Source organism: Clostridium sp. HCS.1 (assembly GCF_047900555.1).
GTDB lineage: Bacteria > Bacillota > Clostridia > Clostridiales > Clostridiaceae > Clostridium.
Genome location: NZ_CP170704.1, coordinates 907,878 through 932,329 on the forward strand (window position 1 = coordinate 907,878; position 24,452 = coordinate 932,329).

Here is a 24,452-nt window from a genome sequence, read left to right on the forward strand (position 1 = left end):
TATATGAACAATAAAGAAAAGTATTCAATTTTTTGTGAAGAGTTTAATATTAATATATTTTGTCAACCATGGTGGTTAGATGCTGTTGTAGGTGAAGATAATTGGAATGTTGTATTGAATGATAAAGGTGGAAAGATTTTAGGTGCTTTACCATATTCATATAATAAATCTAAACATGGATTAATAATAAATGAAGGGAAATTAACTCAAAAAAGTGGTATATATATAAATTATCCTAAGAATCAAAAGTATACTTCTAGGTTGGCTTTTGAAAGAAAAATAATCAATAATTTAATAGAGGGTATTGAGAAAAATGACATAAAGAGTTATTCTCAAAATTTTGATTATTCGTTCACTAATTGGCTACCATTTTATTGGAAGGGATATACTCAGACAACTAGATATACCTATGTAATAGAGGATACAACTGATTTTGATAATATATATAGTGAAATAGATTCTACTACAAAGAATCTTATAAGAAAAGCTGAAAAAATTGTTGAAGTCAAGAGTAACTTAGATATCGAAGAATTTTACAAAATTAATACAATGACTTTTGAAAGAAAGAATATGACTATCCCATATGATATTAATTTATTAAAAAGAATAGATAAAGAATGTGGAAATAGAAATTGTAAAGAAGTTTTATATGCCATAGATGAATACAATAATATACATGCAGCAATATATTTAGTATGGGATAAAGAAAGCATGTATTATTTATTAGGAGGAATAAATCCAGATTTCAAAAGTTCTAATGCTACATCATTATTATTATTGGAAGCAATAAAACTAGCATCTAATATGGGATTAAAGTTTGATTTTGAGGGCTCAATGAATAAGGATATAGAGAAATTTTTTAGCACTTTTGGAGGAGTACAAAAACAATACTTTACAATAGCTAAAGAATTTAAATTTGATTTAAAAAAATCAATAGTAACATTTATAATGGGTGCACCTAAATTGAAAAAAATGATTAAAAAAATTATAAGATAAAAGAGGTATTTTATGATTTGGATAGATATAAAAAAAGATGAGTTTATCATTGAAAAGAAATATACATTTGATCTAATATTTTCTACTTTAGGATTAAGTTATGACTTTTATAAAAATGATAATTTAGTAATGGAAGATGATATATTAATATGTTATTCTCCTATATTAGAAAAAAAAATGCATAATAAATTTATATGGATTAAAGAAAGTAATAATTTATTTTCAAAGGATTATTTAAAATGCCCTCCAAAATATAATGTAAAATTATTTAACTTAGATTATAAAATAAAATCTATTAGTGATATCATATCTATATTTTCTAATGAAGATAAATTATTTGATAAAAAAGATAATGGATTTTATGTTTATGCAGATATAATTTCAGATATATTCTTTATGGTTTCAAGATATGAGGAAATTATTGTGCAACAAAAAGATAATCACGAAAGATTTTTGCTAGAAAGTTCAATTGCATATAAATTCAAATTTTTAAATAGACCAATTGTAAATGAGCAAATGGAATTTGTTATGAGCTTAATTAAAAAATTAGATGAAAAAATGGAAAAAGAAAATAAGCTAGGTAATAAGGATTTTGTATTTTTCTTAAGCCATGATATAGATTCAATATTAAAATATAGAGATAAATTTGTTAGAACTATAGGAAATAAAATATTAAGAGAAAAAAATATTAAAGCTTCATTTGAAACTTTAAGTAATTATTTCAAATCTTTGAGAAGTATTGAAAAAGATCCATTTTGGAAATTCGACTATCTAGCATCTATTGAAGAAAAATATGGTATATCAGCTTCTTACTACTTTATGTCTGGTGGAGTTACAGGAAAAGATAATTACTATAATATAGATAATAAATTATTAAGAGAGGTTTTTAATAGAATAAATAAAAATTGCAGCGAAATTGGTATTCATGGAAGTTATAATAGCTATAATGATTTTAATTTATTAAATTCAGAAAAAATAAGATTAAGTAAATATGCAGATGTAGTAGGAATTAGACAACATTATTTAAGATTTGAAGTGCCTAATACATGGAATGTACAAGAAAAGTGTAATTTAAAATATGATACTACGTTAGGATATGCTAAATTTGCTGGATTTAGAGCAGGAATTTGCACACCGTATAAACCCTTTAATGTTCTAAATAAGACTGTAATTAATATTTGGGAAATACCATTGATAGTTATGGATGGGACTTTGTCAGAAGCACAATATATGGGATTAAGTCCTGAAGGTGCTATAGAATATGTTAGAGAACTAATAAAAAAAATTATAGATGTTAATGGCGTATTTTCCTTTTTATGGCATAATTCAAGTTTAGATGAAACTTCTATATGGAAAGAGTGGAAAGATGTGTATGAAGAAATAATAAGTTATTGTATTTCAAATAATGCATTAGCAATTTCTGGAGAAAAGATTGTAAAAATATATGAGTAGATGAGTACAAAGTTGTAAAGGGAGTTGAAGGCAAACACATGAAGACATTAAAAAAAGACTATTACTATATTATTATAGGAGTATTATTAGAAGTATTAGCAATATATACATTATGGGGTTCAGAAGCTAAGCTAACTTTGGTAGCAGCAGTAATTGGAATTCCATTTACTCTTTTTATAATATGGTATATGAGTAAATCTTATGAAAATACAATTTTAGCGTCCTTTTTTAGCATATTTTTATTGCCTTTGGGGGGGTATATTTTTTTAAGGCTTGGATTATTAGATAGTCAATGGATATTCTATTCAATCTATTACATAGGAATTTTATTTTTTCTTATAAAAAATGGAATGTTTAAGAGAATAAATAGTGATAAAAATATAATTAAAAATAAATATATAAGATTAATTATTATTGTAATGATTATTTTAAATTTATTTTTTGCTTATAACAGACAAGTTTCCTTAATGATAATATTATTATCATTTTTACCATTTATATTTTTATTCTATGTGGTAAGAACCTCATATTTTGATGATAAGAAGGAATTTTATAATAAAATATTAGAAGCAACTATTATTGGATCATTAGTATCAGTTGCACCAGATTTTATTTATTATATGCTATCATTAATTAAAGGAAGCACTGAAAAATTATATGGACCTTTAGGGTCTAATGCTATTTTAGCATATTCATTATTAATGTTTGTTATAGTATTAGGGAAATGGGCTAAGGTAGATGGAATAAAAAATAGATGGACACTTTATGTAATTGGGTTTAGTTTATCTATAGGGATTCAAAGATCAAGAGGAGCATTAATTGCTATTTTTTCAATCTTCATTTTATATTTGATTTTTAATATTAAAAATTGGAAAAAGTATGGTGTAGTATTCTTAATAGTTGGAATTATGGTTACAGCTAACGTAGCTTCAAGAGCTGATGTTTCAGATGAGGATACTATTAATGAAATTCATACAATAATTGATAAACCTAGTGATGAAGCTAATGTAGGAACTGGAAAAATAAAAGAAGTAATTGTTAAAATAATTGATACTCAAAGCAGAACAAGACAGATTATATGGAAATCTGCATTGGAAATTACTAATGATTATAAATATACAGGTGTAGGTTTAGGAAATTTTAAATACTTCTTTAATGAATATTCTGGAACAAGTAAATCTTATATTGATGCTCATAATTTATTGATGAACTTCTCAGCAGAATTAGGACTTCCTTTTATGATTTTAGCTTTAGCATTAATAATAAAAATGGGTATAGATGCTTTAATTGGTTATTTTAAAGAAAGAGGTAAAGTACGTTTAACATACTTATCACTAGGGATAGTTGTAGCTATATTCTTTATATATGGTAACCTGACAGGGATTGCATTCAATTTTACAGGGGAAATATATAGTTTTTCTAGTACATTTATGATGTTATTTATATTGTTTTACATGGACTATATTAATGAATTTGTTTAGAGGTGTAAATTATGAAGATTTGTTTTCTAGGAGATGCGGGAAGCATACATACAAGACGATGGATAGAATTTTTTAGAGATACAGGAAACGATGTTCATCTAATATCATTTAGGCATGCTGATATTGATGGAGTCAAGCTTTATTATATGGGAGATTCAATTAATATTGATAGTGAGGGAGGTAATAAAGCTTATCTTAAAAAAATTTTTGTCATTAAAAAGATAATAAAAAAAATCAATCCTGATTTAATAAATGCACATTATTTAACTAGTTATGGATTTATTGGAAGTTTAGTTAAGGGGAATATACCTTTCGTTGTATCAACTTGGGGGACTGATATTTTAGTAACACCGAAGAAGAATATAGCGTATAGATTACTAACAGAGTATGTTTTAAAGAAATGTGATTTGGTAACGTCTGATTCAGATTATATGAGCAAAGAGATAATAAATTTAAAAGCTGATAAAGATAAAGTACTTACAGTACCAATGGGAGTTAGTTTATCTGATATTAATATAAATAATATTAAAGAGGATAGAGATAAAGTGTTTTTAAGTATGAGAACATTATGTGAAAATTCTAATATAGAATGTATTTTAGATGCATTTAAGATAGTTTTAGAAAAGTATAGTGATTCTAAGCTTATAATTACTAATTCAGGAAGTACTGAACAGGAAGTTTTAAATTATATTAAAAAATTAGGAATAGAAAAGAATGTTGATTTTCAAGGGTTTATTAATAGAGAACAGCTTTTTTCCTTATTGAATGATGGATTAACATTTGTATCAATACCTACTTCAGATTCTACATCTGTAACTCTTTTAGAAAGCATGATTTGTGGAAGTTTTCCTATAGTGTCTGATTTGCCCGCTAACAGAGAGTGGATAGAAGATGGAGTAAATGGTCTTATATTACGCAAATTTGATGTTAAAGAATTAAGTGAGCTTATGATAAGAACTATTGAGGATAAAGAACTTATAAAGTCTTCAAGAAAGATTAATAAAAAAATTATTGAGGAAAGAGCTATATGGGAAGATAATATGAATATGGTTATGAATTCCTACAATAAGATATTAAAATAGAAGTAGGCTGTATCTAAAAATGTTTTTAGATACAGCTGTGTTTTTATTTTGATATTATATTAGTTATTATATCAGCGGCATTTCCACTACCAAAGACCATTATTGGTTTATTTTTAGGAGAAAAATTATTTATAGCATCCTTAATTTTTTCAATATCGCTACCAACCAATATATTCCAACCATTTTCAACGGTTTCAATCCATTCAGTTTCATCTCTCATAGTTATGCAAGGAATTTCTAAGAAATAGGCTTCTTTTTGAATTCCACCACTATCTGTAACTATTTTTTTAGCATTATTCATTAGTTTTATCATATCTAAATAGCCTACAGGTTCAATAATCATAATTTTATCAGATATTTTAAGGTTGTAATCTTGTATAAATTTCTTTGTCCTTGGATGTAATGGAAGAATAATATTTTCATTAGATTCATTTAATGCTTTTATTATATTTGAAAGTCTATTAACATCATTTGTATTTTCGGCTCTATGAATTGTTGATAAAATATAATTTTTAGAATTTAATCCTAATTCAGAAAGTATATTAGATTTAGTTTCTGCTTTTTCTTTGAATAGGTTAATTGCATCAAACATAACATCACCTGTATTATATACACCATTAATAATACCTTCATTTTTCAAGTTATCTACAGCAGTATTTGATGGAACAAATAAATATTTAGATATATGATCAGTCAATATTCTATTTTGTTCTTCAGGCATATTTTTGTTAAAGCTTCTAAGTCCCGCTTCAATATGGGCAACTGGTATTAATAATTTGCTTCCTACTAAAGCACCAGCCAAAGTGGAATTAGTATCTCCATATACTAATATCATATCTGGTTTTTCCTTAAGACAAATTTCTTCAATAGAAATTAGCATTTTACCAGTTTGATATCCATGGTTACCAGAGCCAATTTCAAGATTATAATCAGGTTTAGGAATTTCTAATTCCTCAAAAAATATATCAGACATATTTGAATCATAGTGCTGTCCAGTATGTACTAATATTTCATTATGTTTTTTTCTAAGCTTATTTGAAACGGCAGCAGCTTTAATAAACTGAGGTCTAGCACCAATAATTGTTAAGATTTTCATTTTAATCCTCCTAATTGAATTAGCATATATTTGAACTAATATTATATTAACACAGTTAATATAAAGATAGAATACTTAGTTTATATAGACAATAAACATTTATTTGTAGTATAATTTAATTTAGTTTTAATATTAGAAAAAATATTTTTATATAAATTGCGAGGTATTTATATGAAGAAAAATGTATTATTTATTGCCTATCACTTTCCACCTATAGGTGGTAGTGGAGTACAAAGAAGTTTGAAGTATGTAAAATATTTACCTATAAATGGATATAACCCTATAGTAGCTACAGTAAAAGATGGTCATAATTTTGCATATGATTATGGTATGTTGAAAGAAATTCCTAAGGAAGTAAAGGTATATAGATCTAATTCAGGAGAAATGCTTTGGTTAAGAGATATTGTTGAGAAAGCAAATAATTTACTTGTTAAGTTAAAAACTCCATTTATTAAAAATGATGGACATTCTGATGATAATAAAGAAAAGATTAATGTTAAATATGAAGATTATGAAACTATAAAAGATAAAGTTTTTAGATATCTAGAATTTAATTATTATATTCCTGACACTAAAATTAGATGGTATAAACATGCAATTAAAGACATAAAGAGTAGAATATTAAAAGAAAATACTATAGATGTTATTTATTCTACTTCTGCTCCATATACGGATCATTTAATTGCTATGGAAATAAAGAAAAGAACTAACAAACCATGGGTTGCTGATTTTAGAGATCCATGGATTGGTAATGATTCTATAATGAGTAGATATAGCAATGAAAGAATTCAAAAAGAAAAAGAGATGGAGCTAGAGGTTGTTACATTAGCAGACGTAGTTATAAATGTTACAGAGCCAATTACCAATATGTATCAGAAAAGATATCCACAATTTAAAGAAAAATTCATTACAATTACTAATGGATTTGATGGTGGGGATAAGGATTCTATTACAATAAGTAATAATAAAAAATTTAAAATTAGCTATGCAGGTCTGTTGGATTCATCTAGAACACCAAAGAGTTTAATATTAGCTTTGGAAAATATTTCAAATAAAAATCCTGAAATATGTGAAGATTTACTTGTAGAATTTACAGGATATGTATCAGATGATTTAAAATCAATGATAGGTAGTTCAAAAGTTGCTAATAATATAAATATTAACTCTTATGTAGAACATAAAGATATACTAAATATTATGGCTAATTCAAATATTAATTTAATTATATTGCCTGATATTGAGGAGAGTAAAGGGGTTTTTACAGGTAAAATTTTTGATTACATATTAGCTGAAAGACCAATTTTGGGAATAATGCCTGAGGATGGTGTTGCTGCAAAATTAATAAATGAAAATAATATTGGTTTGGCTGTTAATCATAATGATATAGACAAAATAGAATATTTTATAGTAAAAGAATATAAAAAATATAAAAATTCTATTGATGTAAATACTGACAGTATTAAAAAATGTTCACAGTTTGATAGAAGAAACTTAACTAAGCAATTAGCAGATGTATTTGATAGCTTGACTTAAATTATATATTTTTAGTTAATAAGTTTTAAAGGAAGATTAAGATGTTTAATGAAATTATTAAGAGGATATTTGATTTTACAGCGTCCTTAATAGGTTGTATAATATTGACTCCAGTTTTTATTATCATTTCTATATTAATTAAACTAGATTCTAGAGGACCTGTTTTTTTTAAGCAAAAAAGAGTGGGGAAGTATGGAAAAGAGTTTGAAATTCTTAAATATAGAACAATGGTAGTAGATGCGGAAAAGTTAGGAAAACAGATTACTGTAGGTAAAGATTCTAGAATAACTAAAGTTGGTGGAACTTTAAGAAAGTATAAATTGGATGAATTACCACAGTTATTTAATGTTTTAAAAGGTGATATGAGTTTAGTAGGACCTAGACCTGAAGTCCCAAGGTATGTTGGTCTTTATGATGAAAATGAAAGAAAAGTACTTAATGTAAAGCCAGGAATAACGGATTTCGCTTCAATAGAATACAGCGATGAAAATGAAATACTAGGGACAGTAGAAAATCCTGAAGACTACTATATTAATACAATTATGAAACATAAACTTCAATTAAATTTGAAGTATATAAATAAAAACAATATATTTTTAGATATAAAAATAATATTTAAAACATTATTAAAATGTTTTAAATAAATAATTGAAGGTGATTAATATGAAAAAACTCAATTTTGCAATTATTGGTTGTGGAAGAATATCATACAAACATGTAGAAGGATTATGTGAAAATAAGGATTTAGCTAATTTAGTGGCTACATGTGATGTGAAATTAGAATTAGCGGAAGCTAAGGCTAAAGAATATGTTGAAAAAATGAATGATTCTTCTATAAAGGTTGGAGTCTATGAAGACTATAAGGAAATGCTTGAAAAGGAAGATATAGATGTTGTAACCATTGCCACTGAAAGTGGATATCATGCTGAAATTGCAATTTATTGTATGAACAAAGGAAAACATGTAATAGTTGAAAAACCTATGGCTATGTCAATTGATGATGCTAATGAAATGATTAAAGTTGCAAAAGAAAATAATGTTAAATTATCTGTAGCACATCAAAATAGATTTAATAAACCAGTTCAAAAGCTAAGAGAAGCAGTTGAAGCTGATAAGTTCGGAAGAATAATGAATGGAACTGCTAGAATTCTATGGAGAAGAGACGATAATTATTATAAGCAAGCTCCATGGAGAGGTACTTGGGATTTAGATGGTGGTACCTTAATGAATCAATGTATTCATAATATAGACTTATTACAATGGATGATAGGTTCTGAAGTTGAAAGAGTATATGCAGAGGCTGATACTTTTAGAAATCCAATTGAAGGAGAAGACTTTGGAGCCATAGTAATTAGATTTAAAAATGGAGCTATTGGTATAGTTGAAGGAAGTGCAGTAGTATATCCAAAGAACTTAGAGGAAACTTTAAGTATATTTGGAACTGATGGAACTGTAGTAATAGGTGGTCTTGCTGTTAATGAACTTAAGACTTGGAGATTTGAAGGAGCAGACGAAGAAGCTGTTAAGAAGGATTTACAAGTCGAAATAGATAGTGTTTATGGAAAAGGACATACTCCTTTATTTAGAGATGTTATAGAAGCTATAAATGATGATAGAAAGCCATATGTAAGCGGTGAAGATGCAATTGTTCCTTTATCTATTATTTTAGCAGCATATAAGTCAAGAAAAACTGGAATGCCAGTAAATTTCCCATTTAATAATTTTTCAAGCTCAGATATGAAGAAATAAGTTAAGAAAATTTAAGATTAACTAAATATTTATTAAGAAAATATTAATTGAATAAATACAATTAATTCCATATAATACTAAGTGTACTACTTATATTAGTACACTTAGTATTTTTTATTTTATTCTTCAGGAGGAATAGGTATGAAGAAATCAACATTTTTAGCTGTTGGTGCTGTTATTTTAGCTTTTTTTATAGTATCAGCCTTTGGCAAGAGGGAAAAGTTATATGAAAAAAAAGAAAACTTTAAAAAGCCTGAAGAGGCAATAGTTAATTTTATAGGATATATAAATAGTTATGAAACTGTAAAGGAAAAGAATGGTTATTATGAAATTCTACCAAGAGAATTCTTAGAAAGTATATCTAAGAGATACAGATTATATACTGGAACTTTTATGTCATATAAATCTATATTAGGACAAGTACCTGTGCTATATAGTTATGAAATGCAGGAAGTAGATTATAATTCTCTTACATATTTAAAGGAGAATTATGAATATTCCTTTAAGCAGATATCTAATTATAAAAGAGATGAGAATCCAAGGGTATATAGATTAGATGGCTATGGTGTATACAATAGTCATATTGATAAAAGTTCTATTAATGAAGACGGGACTATTAAGAATACTGATGGTTTAGAAGGAGAGCCATTAAGTATATATTTAATAGTTATAAACGAAGGTGAAGGATTTGTAGTTGATTATTATTCAGTAAGTTATCAGTAGCCTAAAGTTGAGGTGAGGTTATGTTAAAAATAGATGCCAGGCTTAGTACTCCAATTTATGAGCAAGTCATATTTGAAATTAAGGAACTTATACTTAAAGGAGTCTTTAAAGCAGGAGATAAATTACCTTCAGTTAGGGAGTTATCTACAGTTTTAACTATAAATCCCAATACTGTTAGTAAGGCTTATATTGAGCTTGAAAAAGAGAATATAGTTGAAGTTATAAGAGGAAAAGGTACTTTTATAGCTAGGGATTATAGTGCAAGTATTTCCAAGGAAAAGTTAGATAATATAGTTGCTGATTTTAAGAAAATTATTTTAGAAGCAAATTACTTAGGCTTAGGAGAAAAGGACTTAATTTCATTATTAAGTAAGGAATATAGGCATATAAGGGGTGAAATATAATGTTGGAGTTAAAAGATTACTCTTTTAGTTATGGAGAGTTTAATATATTAGATAATATAAACTTTTCTTTAGATAAGGGAAAGGTATTAGGTATAGTAGGGCCTAGTGGAGTAGGTAAAACTTCTTTAATAAAAGGTATTGTTGGAATTTATAAAGGAACATCAGGAATAGCACTTTATGATGGTGAAGAAATATATGATAATCCAAATGTTAAGAAGAAAATAGCCTTTGTGCCAGATGAACATAGTAGCTTTTATTTAATTACATTAAGAGAAATAGTTAAGTTTTATAAGGGATTATATCCTGATTTTAATGAAGAAAGATTTTATAGTATAAATAAGATATTTAAGATTCCTCTTAATAAAAGATTTTTACAGTTATCTAAGGGTATGAAGATGAGGGTAAATTTGATGATAGCTTTTTCTTTAAATGCTGAATTATTAGTTTTAGATGAACCAACTTCAGGTTTAGATCCAATATTAAAAGAAAAGGTTCTGAAGATAATAATGGAGGAAGTATCAAGTGGTAATAAATCTGTTATTATTAGTTCACATAACTTAACAGAGTTAGAAAGAGTTTGTGATGATGTATTAATATTAAATGAGGGAAAGGTTGAGTATCATAATACCTTAGATAATATAAAGAAAAATATTAAGAAGATACAAATTGCCTTTGATATGCCTGTATATGAAGAAGATTTATATTTCCCGGGAATATTTAATATTTCTCAAGTTGGAAGGGTATTTACAATAGTAATAGAAGATAATGAAGAGAAGTTTATAGATTATGTTAAGAAGTTTAACCCTTTATTTATAGAAGAAATAGATTTAAGTTTAGAAGAGGTGTTTATAAATAGGATAGAAGGGAAGGTTAGCAATGAAGAAATATTTAAATAATAATTTATTTTATCAAGGAGATGCTAATATCTTTCTTCCATTATGTATGGTGTATATATCAACTTTTATATTGTTTTTAATATTAAGTAATAATTACTTTAGTTTTCAAATAAGTAGCTATTTGTACAACCAAACAGATAGTAAATTTATTTTTTCTGTTGAAGGAGTACTGCTATTAATTGCTTATATTGGAATTGTATATATGATAACAGTTGGTATTTTCAAAAGAAAAAAGTGGTGTACTTTTTTAGCAGGACCATTTTCAAGAATAGATATTAGAAAAAGAGAGCTTATTATAATGGTAATTTCAGTTCTAATATTTATTGGAATGTATTTATCTATAATTATTAAAAATTATATTCAGTATCAAGATATTTTAATATATATAAATGATTTTTATATAATGGTGTTGTTAGATGTTATAAGAATAATTAGTTTATCATCTATAATCATAGGAGTTATAGCGGTATTAGATAGTATTTTTTCAAATCTTTATTATTTAATTGCAGCAGGAGTTATTTCTTTTATATATTTAATTTTCTTATTAATTAACTTTGATCCACTGCTTAGCTATTATTCTTATGGCCAATGGAGAGGGTTAAGATATGTTTATAATGGATTAATTGAATATATAGGTGGTATAAGCATAGGAAATACTGTAACAGCTTTACAGATTATATTTATGTCAATTATTTTTATAATAATTGGGATTCTACTAATTTTTATCTCTAAAATATTAACAAATAAAATGCTAGTGGAAAATATGAATGAAGGAATAATTTTAAGCTTTCCTAAAAAAATGGCAAAATTTATTATGATGACTTTAGGTGGAGTGTTAAGTGCACCATATATAAGTGCTCTCATAGATGAGATATATTTTAAAAATAACTTAGGAGTTTATGAGATAGCCATTTTAAAAGTGATAATAATAATTGCAGTAAGTATAGCAACATATTATATATTTAGAAACTTTAAAAAAGTAAAGAAGGATGTATACTATTAGAAGTGAAGAATTAATAGCTAAGAAGTAATAGATAAGTAGGAAAGTAATATATAACACAACATCAAATAAACTTAAGGACAAGACTAAATGTATTAATTAAAGAGTTCTTAGTTTTCCTTAGCACTTTATGTTAAGCTTCTAATCTTCATTAATATAAATAATATTAAAGGAGCTGTCGCAGCAGCTCCTAAATTAAAAATGTAGAATGTAAAATGTAGAATTATTGATGTAATTCCAAAGGAATTACTAAAAAGATATATATTTTAGAAACTCCTAAGGGAGTTTCTTCTTTAATTTTACATTTTTCATTATTCATTTTACATTGTGCGACAGCCACTTTGGTTATCTATATGTAATTTTAAGTTAGAATAGTAATTAAAAGAGGAATATAAGAGTCAATACATAATATATAATTTAAACTTGCACTTAAACCTCTATTACTTGTTACTCAAATTCTGGTTCTTGCTCTTCCTTATCTGTAATTGTAAATATAATATAGCTAAATACTATAGCAAGTACTGTTGGAATAAACCAACCAAAACCAAATTCAGCTAAAGGAATAAAGTTTAAGTTTATTCCAGGAATAGCAAATAAAATACCAAATACTAATGATGTATAAACACCAACTTTAACTGCTTTATTGTTGTTAATATATTTAGATAAAAGTGCAGTTCCTATAAGAGTAATTGAAACAGGATAAAGTATATTCAAAATTGGAACTGATAAAACCACTATATTGTCAACACCAAGAGTAGCAATTCCTAAGCTTACAATTGATATTAATATTGCATTAAGCTTAAAGGATAATTTACCCTTTGATATTCTCTCAAAGAAATTTGCACCTGAAGTTATTAAGCCTATAGAAGTAGTTAAGCAAGCTAGTCCCATTGCTATACCTATAATAACTGGTCCCATATTTCCTAAAATACTTTTAGAAATTAATATTAATAAACTAGTTTTACTTATTTCAGGTGAAGCTAGTCCAATTGTTTGCGCACCTATGTAAGTTAATCCACCATATACAAAAGCAAGTCCTAATATAGCAACTAAACTTGATTTCATAATCATTGTAGGCATTTCCTTATCTTTATAGCCCTTAGATTTTAAAGAGCTTGTTATCATTCCAGCAAATAAAAGGGCAGCTATAGCATCCATTGTTTGATATCCCTCTAGTAAAGAATTAGGGAAAACATTAATTGCATTAGTTTCTACAACATTACCAATAGGCATAACTAAGCCTTTAACTATTAAAATAAATAATAGTATCATTAGTGAAGGTGTTAAGTATTTTCCAATAGTATCAATTATTGAAGTTTTTCCTAAAACAAAATATAAATTAATTAGGAAATATATAGTCATTGCAATAAAAGGAGATACATTACTGAAAAATGGGTTTATTGTTAATTCAAAAGTAGTTGCAGCAGTTCTAGGAATTGCAAGCATAGGTCCAATTGCTATAAATAATATAGCTGTAAAAATAATAGCAAACTTTGGACTTACATTATTTGCAATAGACTTAAAGCTTCCATCTCCTTTAGAACAAGCCATTATTGCTAAAAGTGGTAATCCTACTCCAGTTAAGATAAATCCTATAATACCTAAAAGGTATTGATCTCCTATTGTATTTCCTAAGAATGCAGGGAAAATTAGATTTCCAGCTCCAAAAAACATTGAAAATAGAGCAAAACCTACTATGATAGAATCTTTTGTGCTTTTATTCATTCTTTATCCTCCGTAATTTACAAGATTATTTAAAATTTAGTAAAAAAATATATAAATTTTTATTTAAATATTTAATAATACTGAAATATATTATCATAATGTTAGAAAACCTTCAATGGAATAATATATTAAAAAATATTTGGAAAAGCTGATATAATATATTTATTAATTATTTTAGGAGGCCTCTTATGTTATTAAAGGAAGTTGTAAGTTTATTAAATGGATTATCTTTATTAAAAGATGGAGAATTTACTAGTTTAGGTCTTGCAGTTGCAGATTGTGATGAAAAAATTCTCACCTTTATTGAAAGTGAAAAATATATTAAAAGTTTAAGTAATAAGATAAGTGCTTTAATTACAACTAAAGAGTTAGGTGAAAAGCTTAAAAGTAGATATGGTATTATTATTTCAGATAACCCAAGGATGGATTATTTTAAGTTACATAATATATTATCTACTAAAGAAGGATATAAGAGAAAAGACTTTAATACTATAATTGGTGAAGGATGTAAGATAAGCAAGTTATCATCAATAAGTGAAAGCAATGTTGTAATTGGTAATAATGTTATTATAGAAGATTTTGCAGTAATTAGAGAAAATACTGTAATTGGAGATAACAGTATTATAAGAGCTGGTGTTATATTAGGTGGAGAAGGCTTTGAATATAAGAGAGTTGATGGAATAATAATGAATGTAAATCATTGTGGTGGAGTAATTATTGGAAATAATGTTGAAATCCAATATAATTCTTGTATAGATAAAGCCCTTTATACTTGGGATAATACCATTATAGGAGATTACTCTAAGCTAGATAATTTGGTGCACATAGAGCATGGAGTAAAAATAGGTAATAGATGTTTAATTGCTTCAAGATCTACCTTTGGAGGAAGAACAGTATTAGGTGATGATTCTTGGGTAGGATTAGGTGCAACTATATCTAATGCACTTATTTTAGGTAATAATGTTAGTATAAGTCTAGGCTCAGTTGTAACTAAGAATTTAAATGATGGAGATAAGGTTTCTGGAAATTTTGCAATAAACCATGATAAATTTATTGAATTTATAAAAAGCATTAGATAGATAAATGTTCAAAATTTATAAAATAGTTCAATTTACTAAAGGTGAATTGAACTATTTATTTTAATATGATAATATAGATATGTTATATTATGTAAAATATATATATATAGATGTGAGGGATAGATATGAAAGTCAGAAAAGCCATTATACCAGCAGCTGGCCTTGGTACTAGATTTTTACCAGCAACAAAGGCTCAACCAAAGGAAATGCTTCCTATAGTTGATAAGCCTACAATTCAATATATAATTGAAGAAGCAGTTGCTTCAGGAATTGAAGAAATATTAATAATCACAGGAAGAAATAAAAAATGTATAGAGGATCATTTTGATAAATCTGTAGAGCTTGAAATGGAACTTGAGAAGAATCATAAAGATGATCTTTTAGAAATGGTAAGAAATATATCAGATATGGTTGATATTCATTATATAAGACAAAAGGAGCCTAAAGGATTAGGGCATGCTATATTATGTGCTAGAGCCTTTGTTGGAAATGAACCATTTGCTGTTTTACTTGGAGATGATGTTGTTGATTCAGAAGTTCCTTGCCTTAAACAATTAATGGATTGTTATAAGGAATATAAGACAACAATCTTAGGCGTTCAAACTGTTAAGCATGAAGATGTAAATAAATATGGAATAGTAGATGGAATTCATATTGAAGATAGAGTTTATAAGGTTAAAAAATTAGTTGAAAAACCATCAGTAGAAGAGGCACCAAGTAATGTTGCTATATTAGGTAGATATATAATTACTCCTCAAATATTTGATATATTACAAAATACAGAACCAGGTAAAGGTGGAGAAATACAGCTTACTGATGCTCTTCAAACTTTAATAGAAAATGAAGCTATGTATGCATACAACTTTGAGGGGAGAAGATATGATGTAGGAGATAAACTAGGTTTCTTACAAGCAACTGTAGAATTTGCACTAAAAAGAGATGATTTAAGAGAACCATTTATGGAATACTTAACAAATAGGAATTGGAAAAATAAATAAAAAATGGAGCTGTCGTATTAAAAATTAGTGCACAGCTCCTTTTTGGGGGAAAACAAATAAATCCCAGACTTTAAAAGTCTAGGATTTATGAGAAAATATTTTTTGTGCCTATAAAAAATATTACGAAAAAATTACACTTTAAAACAAAAGGTTTATCAGCTAAAACTTTCTTTTCATATTGAATAAATAGAAATATTCAAGTAGAAGGTTCCTTTGCGCAAGTGAAACAAAACATGAATTTCAGAAGATTTATGTGCTAAAGAAAACTTCATAATTAAGCTTTTAAAAACCTTTTTTCTTAGGAGTATTAAAATGCTTTTTTTAGATATGTGATAATTTTATTCTGAGAAATTGAAAGAATCTCTTTTAAATATAGAAGAAGAGCTATCGCTAGCAGATTTTATTACCCGCTAATGTGACAGCTCCATTTTTTAATATTTTTTAGATACCAGAGTTGATATAGAAAGTATTACTATCATAGTTATTATTATTTTTAATGAAGAATAATAGCAATCTACTAAATTCATAAATTGAAAAGTAATAAATGAGATTGTTATCCCAATTAACAAAGCTTTAGTTTTTAAATCAGTAGTAGATTTGACATATTTATATAATGTAAATAAAGTGAATAAAAGAAATAACACAAAGAGGATTGTTCCTAATATACCTAACTCACTTTGCATCTTTAAAAAAATATTATGAGGATGTTCTGCTTTATAGCTACCATGGATTACTATATCTGGATTATGATATACATAGTTAGGATATTTCACAGCAAAATTATCATAACCTATACCAAATAAAGGATTGTCTTTAATCATAAGTTCAGCAGATTTCCAAATTTTAATCCTACTACTATTTTGATCAGGATTTAATATATCTAATATTCTATAACGACTTTCTGGAATAATAAACATTATTATAGGAAGGACTATAGAAAGAATTAAAGCTCTTTTATCATATATTACTGCGATTAATAAAGCACCTATAAATAAAGCTAATAATGCATTTCTTGATTGAGATAAGACAATATTTATAGTAAGTAGTATTAATGAAGATAAAAGTATTATTTTCTTTTTCTTTTCATTTTCGTTAAAGAATAATAGTAATGCTATAAAAATTGATAAAACTGTATAAGCACCTAAATTATTTGGGTTTTCTAGAAAAGATGATATTCTATGTTCATCGCTTAATTGAATATGTGATAATTTTAAATTAATTAATTGAATAATACTTATAACTCCTGAAAGAGATGCAACACCTAGAAAGGAAATCATAATTGCATTAAACTTTTCTTTAATTTTTAATTTGTAAGCTATGGAATAATAAATAAAAATATACATAGAAAATCTAATACTTCCAATTAAGGCAATTCTTTTATCTTCGGCTACTATAGTTGACATATACATAACTAGATTTAACAAAGCTAAGGATATAAAAATTTTATCTTTAAATAATAAATATAAGGTTTGTATAAAATTTTTTCTTTCATTTTTAAAAAGGAGTAGTCCAAATACTTGAACAATAAATAGTAAGTATAAAATTAAATCGGAATTTATAGAACCATAACTAGGTAATAGTGGATACAAAACTATAAATAATAAAATCAGACTATTTAATACTACTTTATATGCTTTCATAACTTTTAACCTCATTTTCTTAATATTAATTTATGAAAAATAAAGAACTCCTTTTAAAAGGAGTCTTTATTACCTTGGAATAAATCCAATTTTCTTTTGCATTTTTCTAAGAGTCTTCATTGAAACATAGCTAGCCTTTTCAGCACCTAGCTTATATATTTCCTCTAAAGCTTTCTTATCCTTAAGGATTTCATTAACCTTATTTTGAATTGGCTCCAATTCAGAAACAATAGCATCAGCTACATCTTTCTTTAAATCAGCATATCCTTTTCCTTTATAATATTCAACTAGCTCTTCAGCAGTAGTTTTCTTAATTGCAATTAATATATCTAATAGGTTTTTAACTCCTGGTTGCTCATCAGTATAATTAACAACTCCAATGCTATCAGTTACAGCACGAGCTACCTTTTTTCTAATTACTTCAGGTGGATCCATAATTAATATATAAGCATTTGGATTATCATCTGACTTAGACATCTTCTTAGTAGGTTCTTGAAGGCTCATAACCTTTGCCCCTATCTTTGGAATATATGGATCAGGTATCTTAAATGTTGGGCTATATACATTATTAAATCTATTTGCTATATCTCTAGCTAATTCTAAATGCTGCTTTTGATCTTGACCAACAGGTACTAAATCTGCATTATATAAAAGGATATCAGCTGCCATTAAAACTGGATAAGTAAATAGTCCGGCCCCTATGGAATCACCATACTTTTGAGATTTATCTTTGTATTGAGTCATTCTTCCTAATTCACCCATGTAAGTGTTACAAGTTAAAAGCCAAGCTGCTTCACTATGAGCTGGTACATGAGATTGTATAAATAAAGTATTCTTCTTAGGATCAATGCCTGCAGCAATATATATTGCAAGAACTTCTAAAGTTCTTTGTCTTAAATCCTTTGGTTCCTGTCTAACTGTAATTGCATGTAAATCAACTACACAAAAATAACAATCAAATTCATCTTGTAGTTTAACCCAATTTTTAATAGCCCCTAGGTAATTTCCTAAAGTTAATTGACCAGAAGGTTGAATTCCACTAAAAATAACCTTCTTTTTCTCTATATTATTTTCCAATTAAAGCACTCCTTTCATTTGTGCACATTAATTACTACATAACGTAACCATTAACTATATATTAATTATAGGGATGGGAAAAGACCATGTCAATTATAAGATTGCAAAGCAATCTTATATAATGAAGAATGTAGAATGTAAAATGTAGAATTTAGGTGAAAACTCCTTCAGAGTTTTTTAAAATGAAAGAATGAAGCTTCTCTTTTGCATTCGCAAAATCGAGATGAAAAAATGAAATAGCTTATTGCTTACGCAAAATGCGTAATACAAAACAAAAATGAAATAATGAAGAGCCTTTTTGCTGAAGCAAAATTGGCATGAGAAAATGAAAGAATTAAGGATTAAATTCCTTGAGAATTTATAATTTTCATAATTCAGCTTGTCTGAATTATCTCTACAATTATTTCATTCTTTAATTTCTTCATTTTTTCATTTTAAATTTTGCATAGTAAAATCCAACTTTGTTATTGATTTATCAATCTAAATAGATATATACTAATATAGCAATTGTAAATATTTATATTTATTGACTTATATGGAGGTGATTAATATTAGTTATATAGAGTTCCATAATTTATCTAAGAAGTATAAGAATGCTGATAAGTATGCACTTAAAAATACAGATTTTAAAATTGAAAAGGGTGAATTTGTAGTAATACTTGGGCCTAGTGGAAGTGGTAAATCAACTCTTTTGGATTTAATCTGTGGCTTTGAGGATATAACTGAAGGGAAAATAATAGTAGATGGTAAAGTAATTAATGATATAGAGCCTAAGAATAGGGATGTTTCTATGGTTTTTCAAAACTATGCTTTGTATCCACACTTAACTGCTTATGAAAATATTGCTTTTGGAATGAAGATAAGGAAGGAAAATAAAAAGGAAATTCATAGAAAAGTAATGTGGGCCGCTAATATATTAAAGCTTCAGGAGTGCTTAAAGTCTAAGCCTAAGAATTTATCAGGTGGACAAAGGCAAAGAATAGCTTTAGCTAGGGCTATGGTTAGGAATCCTAAGTGCTTTTTAATGGACGAACCTTTATCTAATTTAGATGCTAAGCTTAGGAATTCTACTTCAAATGAAATTAGAAATTTGCATAATGAATTAAATGCAACCACTATATATGTTACTCATGATCAAGTGGAGGCCTTATCTATGGCTGATAAGATAGTTATATTAAATAATGGAGAAGTTCAGCAAATAGGAAGTCCTTTCGAAATATATAATAACCCTAGTAATATATTTGTAGCAACTTTTATTGGTAGACCTCAAATTAATTTAATAGATGTAATTATAGATGAAGATCATATAATTATAGGAGACTCAATTAAATTTAGTAAACCTAAGGAGTTCAATGATTTAAATAAAGGAAAATATATAATTGGCATAAGATCTGAAGATACTATTAAGGTAGATAATCCTAATGAAGAATATTTTCAAGGAACTGTAGAAAAAATCGAGTATCTTGGAAGTGAAACAATTTATTATCTTAGACATAATGATATTAAGGTTACTTTAAAGGATTATAAGGTAAATAATATAAAAATAGGGGATAGAATTAATATTGGTTTTAATTTTAGTAAAGCTAATGTTTTTGATATATTAACAAAACAAAATATAAGGAGCAATTAAAATGAAGGCAAAGAAGATAATAGCAAGCTTATTAATGTTACCAATCCTTATGGTTGGATGTAAAAGTAAAGAAGAAAAGAAAACTGATGAAATTGGGGGAACAATAAAAGTTGTTACATCTAGAACAGATGCAGATGAATTATTTGCAAAAATAGAGGAAGATTTTAAAAAGCTATATCCAAATGTTGAAGATATAGTATGGGAATCATCTTCAGATTATGACAAGTATATATCAACTAGAATGAATACTAAGGATTATGGTGATGTTTTATTTATACCATTTACTATGAATGGAACTCCTGAAGAATATGAAAATTATTTTGAAGCCTTAGGAAGTGTTTCTGAACTTGAAGAAAAGTATATTGATGTTACAGAAGCAGATTATAATGATATTGCATATGGATTACCAGTTGCTTTAAATAGCTTAGGAATTATTTATAATGAAGAAGTTTTAAAGAAAGCTGGAGTAGAAGAAATTCCAACTTCTACAGAAGAGTTTGTAGAGGCTTGCAAGAAGATAAAAGAAAATACTGATGCTATTCCTTTCTATACAAATTACAATAAGACATTAGGAACTTGGGGAGGAACATTAACTTCTTATGGTGGAGAACAATATAGATCAGAAATGTTAAAGGCAGGAACTGCATTTAAAGAAGGTCAACCAATACGTGAAATAATGGATTTATTCTATGAGTTATCTTCAAATGGGCTTACTGAACCAGATCCTATAACAGGAGACTTTAATAAGTCATTACAAATGCTTGCAGATGGACAAGTAGCTATGATAATGAAGGGCTCTCAAGATGCAAAGATGATTCAAGGTCTTACTTCAAATGATAGTAAAATAAGCATTGCTTCATTACCTGTTAAGTTTAATGGTCAAACAAGTATTGCCTTTGGTGCACCATCAGTAATTGGAATAAATAAAAATAGTGAAAATAAAGCAACAGCTAAGGCATTTTTAGAATTCTTTATTTCAGCTCAAAGTGGATATGCAGAGGACTTAGGTGGAATGTCACCAAGTAAAGAAGATTTAAATGCTGAACAAAAAGAGATTTTTGAAAAGAATAATATAGTTTTAACATCAGCTACAGAAACTCCAGAAATTGATGCTAAGTATGCTGCAATTGCTAATGAAGTAGGTGTTGGAAGATTAACTGATGTACTTCAAAAGGTTATTAATATAGGTTTATATCCAAATCAAAATGAAAGTTATACTGATTATGTAAATTCTTTAGAATCTAAGTGGGAAACTGCAGTAAAGGCAAATGAATAATGTAAATTTCATAAAAAAAGAAAGACAAATTATTTTTCTCTTTCTTTTTTTTCCTATTTTATTATTATTTTTATTTGGATTTTTACCTATAATTGAAATAGTTATATATAGTTTTACATCTTGGAATGGAATATCAAGCACTAAAGAGTTTATTGGCTTTGATAATTATATAAAGGTACTAACAAACCCAACTTATTTTCAAGTATTTAAAAATAGTTTATATTACTTTTTATCTGGAATACTTCAAATAATAATAGCTATGATTTTTGCTATTATGCTATCATCAAAGGTAAAATTTAAAGGGTTTTTTAAAGCAAGCTTTGTTTTTCCAACTCTTATAAGCGGAGTTGCTATATCAATGATGTTTAGAGTGTTTTTTGAGCCAGGGGGAACCTTTGATGCAGCACTTGGAGCCTTAGGTTTTGGAGAGTTTGTACATTATTGGTTAGGGGATCCTAGAATTGTTAATTACACTTTAGCAAGTATATCTCTTTGGAGGTTTACAGGCAGAAGCTTTATTATGTATTTTGGAGCAATTCAATCTATACCTAGGGAATATATAAAGGCTGCAGAAATAGAAGGAGCCTCTGTTATCCAAAAGGTTAGATATGTAATATTACCTAATATACACACAATAATTAAAATAAATTTTCTTCTGCTTATTATAGGTGCTATATCTGTTTTTGAAATACCTATGATAATGACTAATGGTTCTAATGGAACTAGCACATTTTTATTACAAACCCTTAAAACAGCCTTTGAGCAAAAGAAAATAGGACTTGCAGCTGCTATGGCAGTAATAATTTCAATAGTAATTATAATAGCTACAATTATTCAAAAGAAGGTATATAGTAATGATGAAGATGAATATTAAGTCTATAATAGCAAAAATATTAAAATATACTGCTTTAATAGGTTGGACAATAGTAGTATTTTTACCTTTAATAACTGTTATTTTTGGATCCTTTAAAACTTACGATGAATTTACAAGAACTAGTGGAATTACTCCTCCAAATAGTTTTACTTATTTTGAAAATTATATAAAGGCTTTTGTAAATGGGAAAATGCTTATGGGATTTATTAATACCTTTATATTAATATTCTTTGGAGCAATAGGTAGTGTAATTTTAGGCTCAATGGTGGCTTTTGTTATAAGTAGATTTGAATTTAAGTTTAAAAAAGTAATTTTATTTATGTATTTACTTGTATCAATAGTACCTATGGAAATGTCTCAAGTTGCAACCTTTAAAATAGTAGACGCTATAGGTATATATAATACTAGACTTGCTCCAATAATTATATATTTAGGTGCAGATGTTTTAATGGTTTATATTTATATACAAGCTTTAGAAAAGGTTCCAAGAGACTTAGACAAGGCAGCAATGTTAGAAGGAGCAGGATATTTCCAAATATATAGAAAGGTTATATTTCCTTTACTTAAGCCTGCAACGGCAACTGCTATTATGCTTAAAATAATTTCAATATACAATGACTTTTATGTGCCATTTTTATATATGCCTGGTGAAGGGTTAAATACTATTTCAACTAGTTTATTTAATTTCATAGGACCAGCATCTACACAGTGGCAGGTAATTTGTGCTGGAATCGTAATAAGCATAATACCAATGATATTATTTTTTATATTTTTACAAAAACATATTTATCAAGGAATTACATCAGGGAGCATTAGGTAATGAAAAATAATTTTTTTAAACGTATTTATACAGTTATGGAGATTAGAACTGGCTTTGCCACAGGACTTCCAGCTTTAAGTGGTGGATTGTTTGGAGCTTATTTAGCAAAGGATATAAAGATAATACCTTTAATTTTAATGTTTATTGCTGGCTTTAGCTTAAATATAGTTGCTAATATAGCAAATGAAATAAGAGCATTTTTAAAGAATGAAGAAAATGAAGATACCTTTACAGGACACCTAGGAAGTGAAGGTTTAGTTAGGGGAGATGCAAAATTTTTAGATGCAGTAATAGCCTTAATCTTTATGTTAGCCTTAGGCGGAGGTTCTGGGCTTTTAGTAGTTTTAATAACTAAGAATATTAATATTTTAATTATAGGAATAATAAGTGCCTTAGCTGCAATAACTTATTCTCTAGGACCAAAACCTTATATAATTTATCCAGTAGGGGAATTAGTATCTGGAATATTTGCAGGGGGTATAAGCTCCTTTGTATCTGCTTATGTACAGCAAGGTAAAGTAAGTATTGAAATATTTTTATATTCTCTTATAGCTATGATAATGACAGTATTTTTAATGTCTACAAATAATACTTCTGATTATGAAAAGGACAAGGGTATAAGAGTTACCTTGCCACATGTTATAGGCTTTAGAAATTCTATAAAGCTAATAATACCAGAAGGAATAATTATGGTATTAGCTTGGATAATATTATTTTTAACTTCAAAAATAACCTTAATAATATTTATATCAGGGTTACTTATATTTTATTATTATGGATACCTTAAATGGTATAAGGATTATTATAAAATAAAGGAAGTATACAAGGAAATGGGGAAAGAGTGGGGACCTAGACCATTACTTCTTATATATAGCTTTCACTTTATTATGTCTTTAGAATTTTTAATATATATTGTATAGA

22 protein-coding genes are annotated in these 24,452 nt (G+C 27.0%); 18 read left to right on the forward strand and 4 right to left on the reverse strand.

Going from position 1 to position 24,452, the window contains the following annotated elements; all coding sequences use genetic code 11:
- Positions 1 to 3: 3 nt before the first annotated feature.
- Genes ACFYH6_RS04240 through ACFYH6_RS04255 form a run of 4 tightly spaced genes read left to right on the forward strand, consistent with a single transcriptional unit; the run spans position 4 to position 5,011 of the window.
- Positions 4 to 996 carry a GNAT family N-acetyltransferase gene (locus ACFYH6_RS04240; RefSeq protein WP_416179658.1) on the forward strand — a complete coding sequence of 331 codons (993 nt, stop codon included), beginning with the start codon at positions 4 to 6 and terminating at the stop codon, positions 994 to 996.
- 12 nt (positions 997 to 1,008) lie between these two features.
- Positions 1,009 to 2,448 (forward strand): polysaccharide deacetylase family protein, encoded by a 1,440-nt coding sequence (locus ACFYH6_RS04245; protein WP_416179657.1) that lies wholly within the window; start codon positions 1,009 to 1,011, stop codon positions 2,446 to 2,448.
- Positions 2,449 to 2,486: 38 nt separating this feature from the next.
- Complete coding sequence (locus tag ACFYH6_RS04250) at positions 2,487 to 3,929, forward strand: O-antigen ligase family protein (RefSeq protein ID WP_416179656.1); 1,443 nt, start codon at positions 2,487 to 2,489, stop codon at positions 3,927 to 3,929.
- An 11-nt stretch (positions 3,930 to 3,940) separates the two neighbouring features.
- Positions 3,941 to 5,011, forward strand: coding sequence for a glycosyltransferase family 4 protein (locus ACFYH6_RS04255; RefSeq protein WP_416179655.1), 1,071 nt, complete (start codon positions 3,941 to 3,943; stop codon positions 5,009 to 5,011).
- A gap of 43 nt (positions 5,012 to 5,054) precedes the next feature.
- On the opposite strand, the gene wecB is transcribed toward ACFYH6_RS04255, so the two are convergent.
- Positions 5,055 to 6,107: a non-hydrolyzing UDP-N-acetylglucosamine 2-epimerase gene (gene wecB, locus ACFYH6_RS04260; RefSeq protein ID WP_416179654.1), complete on the reverse strand. Its 1,053-nt coding sequence runs from the start codon at positions 6,105 to 6,107 to the stop codon at positions 5,055 to 5,057.
- A 171-nt stretch (positions 6,108 to 6,278) separates the two neighbouring features.
- Here wecB and ACFYH6_RS04265 point away from each other — a divergent pair, with 171 nt between their 5' ends.
- The 7 genes from ACFYH6_RS04265 to ACFYH6_RS04295 all read left to right on the forward strand — a co-directional run bounded on the left by ACFYH6_RS04265 (position 6,279) and on the right by ACFYH6_RS04295 (position 12,415).
- Complete coding sequence (locus tag ACFYH6_RS04265) at positions 6,279 to 7,640, forward strand: hypothetical protein (RefSeq protein WP_416179653.1); 1,362 nt, start codon at positions 6,279 to 6,281, stop codon at positions 7,638 to 7,640.
- A 35-nt stretch (positions 7,641 to 7,675) separates the two neighbouring features.
- Positions 7,676 to 8,284 (forward strand): sugar transferase, encoded by a 609-nt coding sequence (locus ACFYH6_RS04270; protein WP_416179702.1) that lies wholly within the window; start codon positions 7,676 to 7,678, stop codon positions 8,282 to 8,284.
- A gap of 19 nt (positions 8,285 to 8,303) precedes the next feature.
- The gene (locus ACFYH6_RS04275) at positions 8,304 to 9,389 is read left to right on the forward strand and encodes a Gfo/Idh/MocA family protein (RefSeq protein WP_416179652.1); all 1,086 of its coding nucleotides are present in this window, start codon (positions 8,304 to 8,306) and stop codon (positions 9,387 to 9,389) included.
- Between the two features lie 141 nt (positions 9,390 to 9,530).
- Entirely contained in the window at positions 9,531 to 10,112 is a 582-nt protein-coding gene (locus tag ACFYH6_RS04280; protein WP_316343897.1) for a hypothetical protein, read from the forward strand.
- 20 nt (positions 10,113 to 10,132) lie between these two features.
- Positions 10,133 to 10,516 (forward strand): GntR family transcriptional regulator, encoded by a 384-nt coding sequence (locus ACFYH6_RS04285; protein WP_416179651.1) that lies wholly within the window; start codon positions 10,133 to 10,135, stop codon positions 10,514 to 10,516.
- Positions 10,516 to 11,412 carry an ABC transporter ATP-binding protein gene (locus ACFYH6_RS04290; RefSeq protein WP_316343899.1) on the forward strand — a complete coding sequence of 299 codons (897 nt, stop codon included), beginning with the start codon at positions 10,516 to 10,518 and terminating at the stop codon, positions 11,410 to 11,412. Before ACFYH6_RS04285 ends, ACFYH6_RS04290 begins: the two co-directional genes overlap by 1 nt.
- On the forward strand, positions 11,393 to 12,415 hold the full coding sequence (locus tag ACFYH6_RS04295; RefSeq protein ID WP_416179650.1) for a hypothetical protein: 1,023 nt from the start codon (positions 11,393 to 11,395) through the stop codon (positions 12,413 to 12,415). The genes ACFYH6_RS04290 and ACFYH6_RS04295 overlap by 20 nt, the downstream gene beginning before the upstream one ends.
- A gap of 444 nt (positions 12,416 to 12,859) precedes the next feature.
- Here ACFYH6_RS04295 and brnQ read toward each other — a convergent pair whose 3' ends face one another.
- Positions 12,860 to 14,137, reverse strand: coding sequence for a branched-chain amino acid transport system II carrier protein (gene brnQ / locus ACFYH6_RS04300; protein ID WP_416179649.1), 1,278 nt, complete (start codon positions 14,135 to 14,137; stop codon positions 12,860 to 12,862).
- Between the two features lie 188 nt (positions 14,138 to 14,325).
- Between brnQ and ACFYH6_RS04305 the strand changes: the two genes are divergently transcribed.
- Entirely contained in the window at positions 14,326 to 15,216 is an 891-nt protein-coding gene (locus ACFYH6_RS04305; protein WP_416179648.1) for a UDP-3-O-(3-hydroxymyristoyl)glucosamine N-acyltransferase, read from the forward strand.
- 125 nt (positions 15,217 to 15,341) lie between these two features.
- On the forward strand, positions 15,342 to 16,214 hold the full coding sequence (galU, locus tag ACFYH6_RS04310; RefSeq protein ID WP_416179647.1) for a UTP--glucose-1-phosphate uridylyltransferase GalU: 873 nt from the start codon (positions 15,342 to 15,344) through the stop codon (positions 16,212 to 16,214).
- 431 nt (positions 16,215 to 16,645) lie between these two features.
- On the opposite strand, the gene ACFYH6_RS04315 is transcribed toward galU, so the two are convergent.
- Together ACFYH6_RS04315 and trpS are read right to left on the reverse strand one after the other, a co-directional pair.
- Positions 16,646 to 17,854, reverse strand: coding sequence for an O-antigen ligase family protein (locus ACFYH6_RS04315; protein ID WP_416179646.1), 1,209 nt, complete (start codon positions 17,852 to 17,854; stop codon positions 16,646 to 16,648).
- A 69-nt stretch (positions 17,855 to 17,923) separates the two neighbouring features.
- Positions 17,924 to 18,931: a tryptophan--tRNA ligase gene (trpS, locus tag ACFYH6_RS04320; RefSeq protein ID WP_416179645.1), complete on the reverse strand. Its 1,008-nt coding sequence runs from the start codon at positions 18,929 to 18,931 to the stop codon at positions 17,924 to 17,926.
- A gap of 535 nt (positions 18,932 to 19,466) precedes the next feature.
- On the opposite strand from trpS, the gene ACFYH6_RS04325 reads away from it, so the two are divergent.
- The 5 genes from ACFYH6_RS04325 to ACFYH6_RS04345 are packed head-to-tail and all read left to right on the forward strand — an operon-like array spanning position 19,467 to position 24,451.
- Positions 19,467 to 20,561, forward strand: coding sequence for an ABC transporter ATP-binding protein (locus ACFYH6_RS04325; protein WP_416179644.1), 1,095 nt, complete (start codon positions 19,467 to 19,469; stop codon positions 20,559 to 20,561).
- A gap of 1 nt (position 20,562) precedes the next feature.
- Positions 20,563 to 21,837 carry an ABC transporter substrate-binding protein gene (locus ACFYH6_RS04330; RefSeq protein WP_416179643.1) on the forward strand — a complete coding sequence of 425 codons (1,275 nt, stop codon included), beginning with the start codon at positions 20,563 to 20,565 and terminating at the stop codon, positions 21,835 to 21,837.
- Positions 21,830 to 22,711 carry a carbohydrate ABC transporter permease gene (locus tag ACFYH6_RS04335; protein ID WP_416179642.1) on the forward strand — a complete coding sequence of 294 codons (882 nt, stop codon included), beginning with the start codon at positions 21,830 to 21,832 and terminating at the stop codon, positions 22,709 to 22,711. The genes ACFYH6_RS04330 and ACFYH6_RS04335 overlap by 8 nt, the downstream gene beginning before the upstream one ends.
- Positions 22,692 to 23,531, forward strand: coding sequence for a carbohydrate ABC transporter permease (locus ACFYH6_RS04340; protein WP_416179641.1), 840 nt, complete (start codon positions 22,692 to 22,694; stop codon positions 23,529 to 23,531). Before ACFYH6_RS04335 ends, ACFYH6_RS04340 begins: the two co-directional genes overlap by 20 nt.
- Positions 23,531 to 24,451, forward strand: a complete 921-nt coding sequence (locus ACFYH6_RS04345; protein ID WP_416179640.1) for a prenyltransferase — start codon at positions 23,531 to 23,533, stop codon at positions 24,449 to 24,451. Before ACFYH6_RS04340 ends, ACFYH6_RS04345 begins: the two co-directional genes overlap by 1 nt.
- The last annotated feature ends 1 nt before the right edge of the window (position 24,452 follow it).